The following is a 12,392-nucleotide window of genomic DNA, read 5'->3' on the forward strand; positions in this document are numbered from 1 at the left end:
TAGTCAGGACTTTTGCTGTTTGACCTTCATGGGCCCCGCGCGCCGGACGTAAAGGTGGTCGCCGTTTTTGCAAAAAAAAGCCCGGGCAAGCCGGGCCTTTTTCGGTGCGCCATCCTACCGGTAGAGCCACGCCACGCGTGGCGGGCTCCGCCGACACTGCCTCAGTGCGCGCGCACCCGCGCCACGATCTTCGCCGCCTGCGCGGCACTGTCGCGCACCTTGTCCCACTGACCGTGTTCGATCCAGCTGCCCGGCACCATCCACGAGCCGCCGATGCAGACCACGTTCTTCTGCTCCAGGTACTCGGCCGCCGTATCCTCGGTGATGCCACCGGTGGGGCACAGCTTCAGATCCGGAATCGGACCGGCCAGACCCTTGATCATCGCCAGCCCGCCGACTGCCGAGGCCGGGAACAGCTTGCACACCCGGAAGCCGCGCGCGTAGAGCGCCAGCATCTCGGTCGGCGAGGCCGCACCCGGCACCACCGGCAGTGCCGCCTGCGCCAATGCATCGGCCATGTGCGCCGGCGTACCCGGCGTCACCAGGAAATCCGCGCCCGCATCGATCGACTGCTGCATCTGCTCCACGGTCAGCACCGTGCCGGCACCCACCACCACATCGGGCAGCTCACGCTTGAGCATCGCCAGCGCCTCCATTGCCACCGGCGTACGCAGCGTCAACTCGATCGCCGGCAACCCACCTTCCAGCAACGCCGCACTGACCGCGCGGGCCTGGTCGAGCGTATGCACGGTCACCACCGGCAGGATGCCGGCAGCATGCAGCAGCTCGGCTGCGCGCTTCTGGTGTTGTTCGATGCTCATCGTTGCTCTTCCTTATCTGATGTCGGGCGACGCCCGCAAGGCGCCGCGATATGTCGGGAGGGAGCGGTTGGCCCCCTTCGGGACCGTCCAAAACAGGATGTTTTGGCCGAGCCCCCATGGATGGGTTTACGGCGTGTCGCGAAGGGGGCCAGCCGCTCCCTCCGCGCCGTGTACCCGCCGCTGCGGTTGCTGTCCGCTTCAGGCGTCCTTGGCTTCATGCGGCGCTTCGGCCGCCGCCGCATCACGCCCCAGGTCGTACTCCGCGTCGTAATTCCAGATATCGCCATCGGCCGTTGCCGGCCCGCACGAAATCGAAATCGCGCCCTGGTCGGCCGGACCGACCACGCGCCGGTTCAGCGCGAACAGATTGCGCCCCATGTCGTGCGCCGCCGGTGCCGTGTTCGGTGCCGGCGCGCGCGCCGCGAACTCCGCCGCGTCCACCAGCAGCTCCAGCGTGCCCGCCTCGCCATCCAGACGGATCATGTCGCCCTCGCGCACACGCGCCAGCGGACCGCCGCGCGACGCTTCCGGCGTCATGTGGATCGCCGCCGGGAACTTGCCCGACGCGCCCGACAGACGACCATCGGTCACCAGCGCCACCCGGCGTCCCTGGTTCTGCAGCAGCCCCAACAACGGCGCCAGCGAATGCAGCTCCGGCATCCCGTTCGCGCGCGGCCCCTGGAAACGCACCACCGCCACGAAATCGTGCGGCAGCACACCTGCGGCATGCAGCTTGTTCAACACCTGCGGCGCATCCACCACCACCGCCGGCGCCTCGATCGTACGGAACTGCGGCTTCACCGCCGACAGCTTGATCAACGAACGGCCCAGGTTGCCGCGCAGCAACCGCAGCCCACCCTGTGCCTCGAACGGAGCGGCCACACCGCGCACCACGTCCGGGTCCGCGCTCTCGCGCAGCCCGTCGAAATAGGCCAGCGCGCCATCGCGCAGCGCCGGCTCCTGCCCGTACTGCGCCATCCCGCCCTCGGCCACCGTCTGCAGGTCGGCGTGCATCAGCCCGGCCTCCATCAGCTCGCGGAACACGAACGCCGTACCGCCGGCGGCCGCGAAGCGGTTCACGTCGGCCTCGCCGTTCGGATACACCCGCGCCAGCAGCGGAATCAGCTGCGACAGCTCGTCCATGTCGTCCCAGGTCAGCACGATGCCGGCCGCCCGCGCCACCGCAATCCAGTGGATCGTATGGTTGGTCGACCCACCCGTGGCCATCAACGTCACCACCGCATTGACGATCGCACGCTCGTCGATCAGCCGGCCCAGCGGACGGAAATCGTCCCCCAGCGCGCAGATCTCCAGCGCACGCTCGCCGGCGCGGCGGGTCAGTGCATCGCGCAGCGGCGTATCGGGATTGACGAACGACGCGCCCGGCAACTGCACGCCCATTGCTTCCAGCAGCGTCTGGTTGGAGTTGGCCGTGCCGTAGAACGTGCAGGTGCCTGCACCGTGGTACGACGCCGCTTCGGCTTCCAGCAGCTCTTCGCGGCTGGCCAGACCGGCCGCGTAGCGCTCGCGCACTTCGGCCTTCTGCTTGTTCGGAATGCCCGGCGTCATCGGCCCGGCCGGCAGGAAGATCGCCGGCAGGTGGCCGAACGCCAGCGCGCCGATCAGCAGGCCCGGCACGATCTTGTCGCACACCCCGAGGTACACGGTGGCGTCGAACATGTCATGGCTCAGGCCGATCGCCGTGGACTGCGCGATCACATCGCGCGAGAACAGCGACAGCTCCATGCCGCCGCGGCCCTGGGTGACGCCGTCGCACATCGCCGGCACGCCGCCGGCCACCTGCGCGGTGGCGCCCATCTCGCGCGCAACGGCGCGCAGGATCTCCGGGTACGACTCGAACGGCTGGTGCGCCGACAGCATGTCGTTGTAGGCGGTGATGATGCCCAGGTTCGGGGTGACCCCGCCGCGCAGGCGCGACTTGTCGGTCGGGCCGCACGCGGCGAACCCGTGGGCCAGGTTGCCGCAGCTCAGGCGCGAACGGAACGGTCCGTCGCGCAGCGCGGCATCGATCCCGGCCAGGTAGGCCGCGCGCGAGGCGACGCTGCGCTGGACGATGCGCTGGGTGATGGCATGAAGTTGGGGATGCAGGCTCATTGGCTACCGGCTATGAGAGGGCGGACGAACAACACCGGGGACAGGTCAGTCACACCAGTGGACGCGCAGTTTCGCGCCGTCGAGATCGATCGCGTTGAGGATGGGATACAGCTGCGGGTTGTTGCTTTCCAGTGCCTGTTTGAGCACTTCCAGCTTCTGCTTGCCACGCAGCAGCAGCAGGCGCTGGCCGCTCTGCCTGAGCCCGTGCGGGGTCAGCGTGATGCGCAGCGGCCACTGGTTCGCGCCCGGGCAACCGGTGGCGTCCAGGGCGGCGTAGGGCAGGGTGCTTTCCAGCGCCCGGGCCAGGTCCTTGGAACCGGGGAACAGCGACGCAGTGTGGCCGTCGTTGCCCATGCCCAGCACGCTCAGGCACGGCGCCTGGCTGTGCTGGGCCTGCAGGTTGGCGGTATACACGCATTCCGGCAGCGGCTTGCCGACCCGCACCAGCGGATCGAAATGCGCACCGTCGGCGCGGCCGAGGAAACTCTCGCGCACCAGCCACGCGTTGCTGTCGCGGTCCTGCGGCGACAGCCAGCGCTCATCGACCAGGCTGACTTCCACCCGGTCCCAGTGCACGTCCAGTTCGGCCAGCGCCTGGTACACCGGCGCCGGCGTGGTGCCGCCGGACAGCAGCATGCGCGCGCGGCCGAAGGTGGCGATGTCGTTGTTCAACGCCTGCGCCATTTCGGCGGCGATGGCTTCGATCCAGGCATCGGCGTCGCCGTGGCGGATCAGGGTGAAGCGATCGGACGTATCCAGGCTGTTCATGCGTTGTTTCCTTGCAGGTCGCGTTCAACATCGGCGGCGTAGGCAGCCGAGCCCAGCAGGCCGGCATGCGGGTGCATCACCGCCAGCGAGGGCACGCGCGCCATGATCGAAGAGAAGCGCCCCTTGTGCTCGAAGCGCTGGCGGAACCCGGAGTGCTGCAGCGAATCGAGCATCTTCGGGGTCAGCCCGCCGGTCAGGAACACGCCGTCCCAGGCGCCCTGCATCAGCACCAGGTCGCCGGCGATGGCGCCGAACACCGCGCAGAACACATCCACCGCGCGCATGGCCTGCGGGTCGCCGTGCAGCGCACGGGCGGTCACGTCCACCGGCTGCGGCTGGCCCGGATCGATGTCGGCCATCTCGCAGACCGCGCGATGGATGTTGACCAGGCCCGGGCCACAGATCAGGCGCTCGTTGGAGACGCGGCCGAACTGCTCGGAAAGGATTTCCAGGATGCGGATTTCCTCCGGCGTCCCCGGCGGGAAGCTGACATGGCCGCCTTCGGTTTCCAGCGGATAGCAGCGGCCGTGGCGCAGGATCAGACCACCGACGCCCAGCCCGGTACCCGGGCCGATCACCGCGTAGTTGCGCGGCTGGCCGGGCTTGCCCGGCACCCATGCCGCACCGCCAACCTGGACCACGTCCTGCGGCTGCAGCAGCGAAATGGCCATTGCCTGGGCAGCGAAGTCGTTGATCAGGTGCAGTTCGTCGAAGCCGAGCATGTGCGCGGTGCGGCTGCGCGAGATCACCCACGGGTGGTTGGTGATGCGCGCTTCATCGCCGTCCACGCGGCCTGCCACGGCGAACACGCCGCGCTTGGCCGAGGCGCCGACCTGTTCCAGGTAGTGCCGCGCCGCGTCGCCGAGCGAGGGGAAATCGGCGACCGCGAATTCGCGGATGCTGTCCTGCTGCAGCGGGGCCTCGAGACTGGTGTCGGCGAGGGCGAAGCGGGCGTTGGTGCCACCGATGTCGGCAACCAGGACCGGTTGGTTCTGCAGCGTCATGCGTCGCCGTCCTTGCGGCCGGCGTCGGCATCCACTTCGGCAGGCAGGAAGCCGGCCGCTTCGGCCGGACCCCATTCGCCGGCCGGGTAGGGCTGCAGCGGCAGGCTCGCGGCCTTCCAGGCATCGCTGACGCTGTCGATCCAGGCCCAGGCGGCGCGGACTTCGTCGTCACGCACGAACAGCGCGTGGTTGCCGTTGAACGCATCCAGGAACAGGCGTTCGTAGGCGATGCGACGGTGCAGGCCGGTCGGCACGGACAGTTCCAGTTCCAGCGGATGCAGTTCCAGCGCGCCCCATTCGGGGCCGGCCAGCGAACTCATCAGGCCCAGCTCGATGTTTTCCTGCGGCTGCAGCTGGAAGACGATGCGGTTGGGCGTGGCATTGCGGCGATGCGGCCGCTCGAACAGCCAGTGGGTGACCGGCTTGAGCGTGACCACCACGCGGGTGGTGCGCTCGGCCAGGCGCTTGCCGGTGACCAGGTGGAACGGCACCCCGGACCAGCGCCAGTTGTCGATGTGCGCGGTGACCCCGGCGAAGGTTTCCACGTCGCTGCCTTCCGGCGGCTGGTAGGCCTGGGCCGGCTGGCCGTTGATGGTGCCGGCGGTGTAGCGGCCGCGCACGCTGTCGCGGGCGGCGTGCTTGGCGTCCAGCGGGCGCAGGGCGCGCAGCACCTTGACCTTCTCGTCGCGGATGCGGTCGGCTTCCAGCGAGGCCGGCGGCTCCATCGCCACCAGGCACAGCAGCTGCAGGATGTGGCTCTGGACCATGTCGCGCAGCGCGCCGGAGCGGGCGTAGTAGGCGTCACGGCCGTCCACGCCTTCGCTCTCGGCCACCAGGATGTGCACCGACTCGATGTAGTTGCGGTTCCACACTGCTTCCAGCAGCGTGTTGCCGAAGCGCAGCGCGATCAGGTTCTGTACCGCGGCCTTGCCCAGGTAGTGATCCAGGCGGAACACGCGGTCTTCGTCGATCCACTGGCCGATGGTGGAGATGATCTCCTCGGCGCTGGCGCTGTCGCTGCCGATCGGCTTCTCCAGCATCAGGCGGTGCGGTGCGGCCAGGGCGCCGCCCTTGGCCAGGCCTTCGCAGGTGGAGATGTACAGGCCCGGCGGGATGGCCAGGTAGCTCACGCAGTGGCGGTTGACCAGGTCACTGACCGACTCGGCCACCGAGTCCGGGTTGCGCAGGTCCACCGAGCGGTAGTCGATGCGCGACAGCAGCGACTGGATGTCGTCCTGGCTGGCCATCGGCATGGCCTGCTGCAGGCGCGGGCGCAGGATGTCGCGGAAACCCTCGGTGTCGTGCGGGCTCAAGGCCAGCGCCCGGATCTTGAAATCCTCCGGCAGCAGGCCGTCGCCGAGCAGGCGCAGCAACGAAGGGAACAGGTAGCGCTGGGCAAGGTCGCCGGTGGCGCCGAACAGGAAGAGGGTGTCGTGCATCGCTCGAGTTTCAGATCCGGGTGACATCGTTGTCAATCGCTTCTCGTCTATGTTCTCGGGGGTCCAGCTGGGCATGGTGTCCAGTGCTGCAGATGCAACATGAACAGGCACCGGGCCAGCGCATCATGGGGCATGCACGGGGCGAATCGGGAGACTGTGCAGCTCCCGATGCGTCGCGGTCATGACCGACCAACGGATACTGCCACGTGAAAACGTTTACATGGCAGAATGAGCAGACTGTATTCGATTGCAGTGGTCGCCGTCATGCGGCACCACGCCATCGACCTGCCATCGGGAGGGCCGAAGGCAGTTCCGCATCAACAGCCCGGCAGCGGGCGGACTGGAATGGGTGATATGGCAAAAGTGCAGTTGCAGGGCGTTCGCAAGGTCTACGACAACGGCCAGGTGGCCGTCCAGGGCGCGACCTTCGAAGTGGCCGATGGCGAATTGATGGTGCTGGTGGGGCCGTCGGGGTGTGGCAAGTCGACCTTGCTGCGCATGGTGGCCGGCCTGGAAGAAATCAGTGGCGGCACGCTGACGATCGGCGACCGGGTGGTCAACGACGTGGCGCCGAAAGACCGCGACATCGCCATGGTGTTCCAGAGCTATGCGCTGTACCCGCACATGACCGTGGCCGAGAACCTGGCCTTCGGCCTGAAGCTGCGCGGCCACGACAAGGCCACGATCAGCAAGCGGGTGACCGAGGCGGCCGAGACGCTGGGCCTGACCGACATGCTCGACAAGCTGCCCAAGGCGATGTCCGGCGGCCAGCGTCAGCGCGTGGCACTGGGCCGTGCGCTGGTGCGCGAGCCGGCGGTGTTCCTGCTCGACGAGCCGCTGTCCAACCTGGACGCCAAGCTGCGCCACAGCGTGCGGACGGAAATCGCGCAGCTGCACCGCAAGCTGGGCACCACCATGATCTACGTCACCCACGACCAGGTCGAGGCGATGACCCTGGGCCAGCGCATCGTGGTCCTCAAGGACGGGGTGATCCAGCAGATCGACACGCCCATGGCGCTGTACGACCGCCCGGCCAACCTGTTCGTGGCCGGCTTCCTGGGCAGCCCGGCGATGAACGTGCTGCGCGGCACCCTGCAGCGCAACGACAGTGGCGTGGTGGTGCAGGACGCACAGCTGACCGCGCCGCTGGGCCAGGCCGCGATCGATTCGACCTGGATTGGCCGTACCGTGGCCGTGGGCGTGCGCCCGGAGCACCTGCAGCCGGCCGCCGCCGACGATGCCACCGCGTTCGTGGCGACCATCGATGGCATCGAGCCGGTAGGCAACGAAATCTTCGTCAACATGACCGGCGGCGGCCAGCCGCTGGTGATGCGCGTGGCGCCGCAGGCGTTGCCGGCGGTGGGCGAGACCATCCGCGTGGCGATCCACCCGCAGGGCCTGCATTTCTTCGACGCAGAGAGCGGCGAGCGGTTGAACGCGGCCTGAGGTGGCGGGCGGGTGTCCGGGAGTGCCGGCCAGCGGCCGGCACTCCCGGTGCCGCGTGATCCGATGCCTACCGGGCCAGACCATCCAGCAGCGGCAGGTGCACGGCTTCAACGCCGTCCACCGACAACGGATCGCTGGCGATCTCCAACGGCAGCACCGCCAGCGCCAGGTCACCGGCCACGCTGGCCACGGTGCCGATCGCCGCGCCGTTCTGCTGCACCTGTGCACCGCTGGGCGTGCCATCGCCCACCCGCAGCAACTGCAAGGCACGCTTGGCCTTGCCCAGGAAATGCGTGCGCGCCACGATTTCCTGGCCGGGATAGCAGCCCTTCTTGACGCTGTAGCCGTTCAACCGGTCCAGCCCGAGCTGCTGCGGCGTCCATTGTTCGCGCTGGTCGGCGGCCAGGCGCGGCACGCCGAAGCGCAGGTCCGACTGGCGCCAGGCCAGCACGAAGCCGGCATCGTCGCTGGCCGGGTGATCGTCCAGCGGCGCGATCCGCAGCGTCCGCGGCAGGGCGTCGCTGCCCACATCCAGCTCCAGCGTCTCACCATGCACCGCGATTGCGGCACCTGATGCGGCTTCTGGCGCGGTGAAGCTGCCGGCCACGATCCGGTCTTCGCGCACCGCGATCGTGACCTTCCGGCGGAACACAAAACGCTGCAATTGCGACGCAATCGCATCGGCGTCGCCGTCGGCGAGCACCAGCACGATCCGTTCTTCGTCCACCCGGATCAGCTGGAACACAGCAATGGTGCGGCCTTTGGCGCTCAGCCAGGCGCTCCACTGCCAATGCCGGACGGGCAGGGCGGTAACGTCGCTGGAAAATTGGGCGTGGGCGAACGTGGCCGCATCGGGACCATCCAGACTGAGCAGCTGGTGACCGGAGAGGCGCGGAAAACCGTTGAAATCCATGGGCAGGTTGTCAGGCACGTGAACGGGGTCTAAAATTTGTGCGTTGCGAGACCACCCATGATAGGCCAAACAACCCCCACTCCAGATTCCGACTCCGAAGCCCCGCAGGTCGATGAGAAGCAGCCGCTTCCGCAGACCCCTGTGGTGCCCGTGGAGATTGGTGGCCGCGGCGGACTCGATCCGGTGCGGTATGGAGACTGGGAGAAAAACGGACGCTGCATCGATTTTTGATCAGCATTGAGCCAACGCGGCATTGCGCCGCCCAGCCGAGACAACGAGCCCAGCGAATGGCCGCCAGAGAACGTCCCCTTTCCCCGCACCTTCAGGTGTATCGCTGGCAGATTCAGATGGCCACCTCGATCCTGCATCGAGCCTCCGGCATCTTTCTGTCTGTTGGAGCCCTGATCATCGCCGGCGGCCTGCTCGCCCTGATGATGGGTCCTGAATCCTGGAACTGCTTCACCGGCCACGCCGGTAGCTGGTACGGCAAGTTGTTCCTGTTTGCATGGACGTGGGCCTTCGCCTACCACCTGTGCAACGGCATCCGCCACATCGTGCAGGACTTCGCCATCGGCTTCTCCATTCCTGCCTTCGTGCGCAGCAGCTGGATCTCGGTCTTCGCCAGCCTGGTGATCACCGCCCTGGTCTGGGCCTACGTCTTCGCCGGAGCCGCCGCATGAACAAGTACCGTACCCCGCTGAAGAACGTGCGCGGCCTTGGCGCGGCCAAGACCGGTACCGAACACTTCGTGATGCAGCGCCTGACCGCCACCGCGCTGGTCGGCCTGACCGTGTGGTTCCTGGTCTTCGTGCTGAGCCTGATCGGCGCCGATTACGTGACCGCCACCGACGCGGTGTCCAAGCCGTGGAACGCGGTGCTGCTGGTCGGCTTCCTGGTCGCGATGTTCTGGCACGCCCAGCTCGGCCTGCAGGTCGTGCTGGAAGACTACATCCACAACTCGCTGCTGGCCCTGGCGCTGCAGACCACGGTGAAGTTCATCGCCGTGCTCGGCGCGATCGTCAGTGTTTTTGCGGTCGCCCGCATTGCGCTCGGCGTTGCCTGAGTCCAGGCACCAAGACAGGAATCCAGATTAGATGTCCGCTTACAAGATTACGGAACACAAGTACGACATGGTCGTGGTCGGCGCCGGTGGCGCTGGCCTGCGCGCTACGTTCGGTCTTGCCGCCAAGGGCCTGCAGACCGTCTGCCTGACCAAGGTCTTCCCGACCCGTTCGCACACCGTGGCCGCGCAGGGCGGTATTTCCGCCGCGCTGGGCAACATGGGCGAAGACGACTGGCGCTACCACTTCTTCGACACCATCAAGGGCTCGGATTGGCTGGGTGACCAGGACGCCATCGAGTACATGTGCCGCGAAGCGATTCCGGCCATCATCGAGCTGGAACACTACGGCGTGCCGTTCAGCCGTACCGAAGAGGGCAAGATCTACCAGCGCCCGTTCGGTGGCATGACCACCAAGTACGGCGAAGGCCCGTCCGCGCAGCGCACCTGCGCCGCGGCCGACCGTACCGGCCACGCCATGCTGCACACGCTGTACCAGCAGTCGCTGGCGCACAACGCGCGCTTCATGATCGAGTACTTCGCGCTCGACCTGATCTTCGATGATGAAGGCGTCTGCCGCGGCGTGCTCGCGCTGGACATGGCCGACGGCTCGCTGCACCTGTTCCGCGCCCACGGCGTGGTGCTGGCCACCGGCGGTTACGGCCGCGCCTACTTCAGCGCCACCTCGGCCCACACCTGCACCGGCGACGGCGGCGGTCTGGTCATGCGTGCCGGCCTGCCGATGCAGGACATGGAGTTCGTGCAGTTCCACCCGACCGGTATCTACGGCGCGGGCTGCCTGATCACCGAAGGCGTGCGTGGCGAAGGCGGCATCCTGCGCAACAGCAACGGCGAGCGCTTCATGGAGCGCTACGCACCGCACTACAAGGACCTGGCCTCGCGCGACGTGGTGTCGCGTTCGATGACCATCGAAATCCGCGAAGGCCGCGGCGTCGGCGAGCACAAGGATCACATCCTGCTCGACCTGACCCACCTCGGCCCGGGCGTCATCGACGACAAGCTGCCGGGCATCGCCGAAAGCGCCCGCATCTTCGCCGGCGTGGACGTGCACAAGCAGCCGATCCCGGTCATTCCGACCGTGCACTACAACATGGGTGGCATCCCGACCAACTACCACGGCGAAGTCGTGCGCAAGGTCGGCGACAACCCCGATGCCGTCGTGCCGGGCCTGTACGCCATCGGCGAAGCGGCCTGCGTGTCGGTGCACGGCGCCAACCGCCTGGGCTCCAACTCGCTGCTCGACCTGGTGGTGTTCGGTCGTGCGGTGGCCAACCGCTGCGCCGAGACCATCAAGTCCGGCGCGCCGCACAAGACCCTGCCGTCCGATGCGTGCGACAAGGCGCTGGGCCTGCTGGACAAGCTGCGCTACGCCAACGGCGACACCCCGACCTCGGTCATCCGCGATCGCATGCAGCGCACCATGCAGAACGACGCGGCGGTGTTCCGGACCAGCAAGACCCTGGAAGAGGGCTGCAGCAAGATGGCCGAGATCTTCGACTCCTTCCAGGACGTCAAGGTCACCGACCGTTCGCTGGTGTGGAACTCAGACCTGATCGAAACCTACGAGTTGAACAACCTGCTGCTCAACGCGGTGGCGACCATCAACTCGGCCGAACAGCGCAAGGAAAGCCGTGGCGCGCATGCGCATGAGGACTTCCCGGACCGCGACGACGTCAACTGGCAGAAGCACACGCTGGTGAACGTCGACGAGAACGGCAAGTGCGAGTTCGACTACCGCCCGGTCCACATGTACACGCTGAGCAAGGACGTGGACGTCGTCCCGCCCAAGCCGCGCGTTTACTAAGAGACCTGCGGCATGACCTCCGTCCACGCAGCGCCCGCGACCACCGCCACCCGCATGGGTGGGGGGGCGCGTGCGCCGCTGGCCGGTGGTGTCGACTTCCTCATCTTCCGTGCTACCCGCGCCTGCACCGCAGCGCGAGCCGCCTGAGCCAACGAGAACAGCCATGGCCGAGTTTTCCCTCCCCAAGAATTCCAAGATCGGAAAGGGCAAGCACTTCCCCGCCAAGAGCGGTGCGAAGAACACCCGTACGTTCAAGATCTACCGCTGGAGTCCCGACGACGACAGCAACCCGCGGACCGATACGTATGAGATCGATCTGGACGCCTGCGGCCCGATGGTCCTGGACGCGCTGATCAAGATCAAGAACGAAGTCGATCCGACCCTGACCTTCCGTCGTTCGTGCCGCGAAGGCATCTGCGGTTCGTGCGCGATGAACATCGACGGCACCAATACGCTGGCCTGCACCCGCGCCATTGCCGACTGCGGCAAGGCCGAAGTGCCGATCTACCCGCTGCCGCACATGAGCGTGGTCAAGGACCTGGTGCCGGACCTGACCCACTTCTACGCGCAGTACGCCTCGATCAAGCCGTGGATCCGCACGCAGACCCCGCCGCCGCCGGATCGCGAGCGCCTGCAGTCGCCGGAAGACCGCAAGAAGCTGGACGGCCTGTACGAGTGCATCCTGTGCGCGTGCTGCTCGACCAGCTGCCCGAGCTACTGGTGGAATGGCGAGCGTTACCTGGGCCCGGCCATCCTGCTGCAGGCCTACCGCTGGATCGTCGACTCGCGCGATGAAGACACCGGTGCGCGCCTGGACGAACTGGAAGATCCGTTCAAGCTGTACCGCTGCCACACCATCATGAACTGCTCGCGCACCTGCCCGAAGGGCCTGAACCCGGCATTGGCCATTGCCGAGATCAAGAAGCTGATGATGGCGCGTCGCGCCTGATCCTGCGGTTCATGTTGTCGCCGCCACTGCGGCGACGATTGCGGCGGCACCG

Annotated in this window: 12 protein-coding genes; 6 read left to right on the plus strand and 6 right to left on the minus strand. The window is 67.3% G+C overall.

The features are described 5' to 3' along the window. Window positions 1–161: 161 nt before the first annotated feature. From ABIA71_RS01315 to zwf, 5 genes are all read right to left on the minus strand, one after another. Window positions 162–821, minus strand: a complete 660-nt coding sequence (locus ABIA71_RS01315; RefSeq protein WP_128095761.1) for a bifunctional 4-hydroxy-2-oxoglutarate aldolase/2-dehydro-3-deoxy-phosphogluconate aldolase — start codon at window positions 819–821, stop codon at window positions 162–164. 198 nt (window positions 822–1,019) lie between these two features. Next, window positions 1,020–2,936, minus strand: a complete 1,917-nt coding sequence (gene edd, locus ABIA71_RS01320; RefSeq protein ID WP_354282479.1) for a phosphogluconate dehydratase — start codon at window positions 2,934–2,936, stop codon at window positions 1,020–1,022. A gap of 45 nt (window positions 2,937–2,981) precedes the next feature. After that, a complete protein-coding gene (gene pgl, locus ABIA71_RS01325; RefSeq protein ID WP_159496432.1) occupies window positions 2,982–3,704 on the minus strand; it encodes a 6-phosphogluconolactonase in 723 nt (240 codons plus the stop codon). After that, window positions 3,701–4,708: a glucokinase gene (gene glk / locus ABIA71_RS01330; protein WP_354282482.1), complete on the minus strand. Its 1,008-nt coding sequence runs from the start codon at window positions 4,706–4,708 to the stop codon at window positions 3,701–3,703. The genes pgl and glk overlap by 4 nt, the downstream gene beginning before the upstream one ends. Then, window positions 4,705–6,147 carry a glucose-6-phosphate dehydrogenase gene (gene zwf / locus ABIA71_RS01335; protein WP_137189170.1) on the minus strand — a complete coding sequence of 481 codons (1,443 nt, stop codon included), beginning with the start codon at window positions 6,145–6,147 and terminating at the stop codon, window positions 4,705–4,707. Before zwf ends, glk begins: the two co-directional genes overlap by 4 nt. A gap of 354 nt (window positions 6,148–6,501) precedes the next feature. Here zwf and ABIA71_RS01340 point away from each other — a divergent pair, with 354 nt between their 5' ends. Further along, window positions 6,502–7,593, plus strand: coding sequence for an ABC transporter ATP-binding protein (locus tag ABIA71_RS01340; RefSeq protein ID WP_354282484.1), 1,092 nt, complete (start codon window positions 6,502–6,504; stop codon window positions 7,591–7,593). Window positions 7,594–7,660: 67 nt separating this feature from the next. Here ABIA71_RS01340 and ygfZ read toward each other — a convergent pair whose 3' ends face one another. After that, window positions 7,661–8,524 (minus strand): CAF17-like 4Fe-4S cluster assembly/insertion protein YgfZ, encoded by an 864-nt coding sequence (ygfZ, locus tag ABIA71_RS01345; RefSeq protein ID WP_354282486.1) that lies wholly within the window; start codon window positions 8,522–8,524, stop codon window positions 7,661–7,663. A 39-nt stretch (window positions 8,525–8,563) separates the two neighbouring features. Here ygfZ and ABIA71_RS01350 point away from each other — a divergent pair, with 39 nt between their 5' ends. The 5 genes from ABIA71_RS01350 (at window position 8,564) to ABIA71_RS01370 (ending at window position 12,340) form a co-directional block, all read left to right on the plus strand. Beyond that, window positions 8,564–8,737, plus strand: coding sequence for a DUF1674 domain-containing protein (locus tag ABIA71_RS01350; protein WP_081797234.1), 174 nt, complete (start codon window positions 8,564–8,566; stop codon window positions 8,735–8,737). 56 nt (window positions 8,738–8,793) lie between these two features. Then, window positions 8,794–9,186, plus strand: coding sequence for a succinate dehydrogenase, cytochrome b556 subunit (gene sdhC, locus ABIA71_RS01355; RefSeq protein WP_038689047.1), 393 nt, complete (start codon window positions 8,794–8,796; stop codon window positions 9,184–9,186). Next, entirely contained in the window at window positions 9,183–9,569 is a 387-nt protein-coding gene (gene sdhD, locus ABIA71_RS01360; protein ID WP_159496437.1) for a succinate dehydrogenase, hydrophobic membrane anchor protein, read from the plus strand. The genes sdhC and sdhD overlap by 4 nt, the downstream gene beginning before the upstream one ends. A 31-nt stretch (window positions 9,570–9,600) precedes the next feature. Then, a complete protein-coding gene (gene sdhA, locus ABIA71_RS01365; protein WP_128095619.1) occupies window positions 9,601–11,391 on the plus strand; it encodes a succinate dehydrogenase flavoprotein subunit in 1,791 nt (596 codons plus the stop codon). A gap of 163 nt (window positions 11,392–11,554) precedes the next feature. Continuing rightward, window positions 11,555–12,340: a succinate dehydrogenase iron-sulfur subunit gene (locus ABIA71_RS01370; protein WP_128095618.1), complete on the plus strand. Its 786-nt coding sequence runs from the start codon at window positions 11,555–11,557 to the stop codon at window positions 12,338–12,340. Window positions 12,341–12,392: the final 52 nt, after the last annotated feature.

The organism is Stenotrophomonas sp. 2619 (assembly GCF_040548725.1).
GTDB classification, from domain to species: Bacteria; Pseudomonadota; Gammaproteobacteria; order Xanthomonadales; family Xanthomonadaceae; genus Stenotrophomonas; species Stenotrophomonas maltophilia_AP.

Excerpts from the sequence above, each read along its gene's own strand:
- edd (WP_354282479.1), bottom strand. The coding sequence starts at position 2,936 with ATGAGCCTGCATCCCCAACTTCATGCCATCACCCAGCGCATCGTCCAG.
- glk (WP_354282482.1), bottom strand. The coding sequence starts at position 4,708 with ATGACGCTGCAGAACCAACCGGTCCTGGTTGCCGACATCGGTGGCACC.
- ABIA71_RS01315 (WP_128095761.1), bottom strand. The coding sequence starts at position 821 with ATGAGCATCGAACAACACCAGAAGCGCGCAGCCGAGCTGCTGCATGCT.
- sdhC (WP_038689047.1), top strand. The coding sequence starts at position 8,794 with ATGGCCGCCAGAGAACGTCCCCTTTCCCCGCACCTTCAGGTGTATCGC.
- sdhA (WP_128095619.1), top strand. The coding sequence starts at position 9,601 with ATGTCCGCTTACAAGATTACGGAACACAAGTACGACATGGTCGTGGTC.
- ABIA71_RS01350 (WP_081797234.1), top strand. The coding sequence starts at position 8,564 with ATGATAGGCCAAACAACCCCCACTCCAGATTCCGACTCCGAAGCCCCG.
- ABIA71_RS01340 (WP_354282484.1), top strand. The coding sequence starts at position 6,502 with ATGGCAAAAGTGCAGTTGCAGGGCGTTCGCAAGGTCTACGACAACGGC.
- sdhD (WP_159496437.1), top strand. The coding sequence starts at position 9,183 with ATGAACAAGTACCGTACCCCGCTGAAGAACGTGCGCGGCCTTGGCGCG.
- ABIA71_RS01370 (WP_128095618.1), top strand. The coding sequence starts at position 11,555 with ATGGCCGAGTTTTCCCTCCCCAAGAATTCCAAGATCGGAAAGGGCAAG.
- pgl (WP_159496432.1), bottom strand. The coding sequence starts at position 3,704 with ATGAACAGCCTGGATACGTCCGATCGCTTCACCCTGATCCGCCACGGC.
- zwf (WP_137189170.1), bottom strand. The coding sequence starts at position 6,147 with ATGCACGACACCCTCTTCCTGTTCGGCGCCACCGGCGACCTTGCCCAG.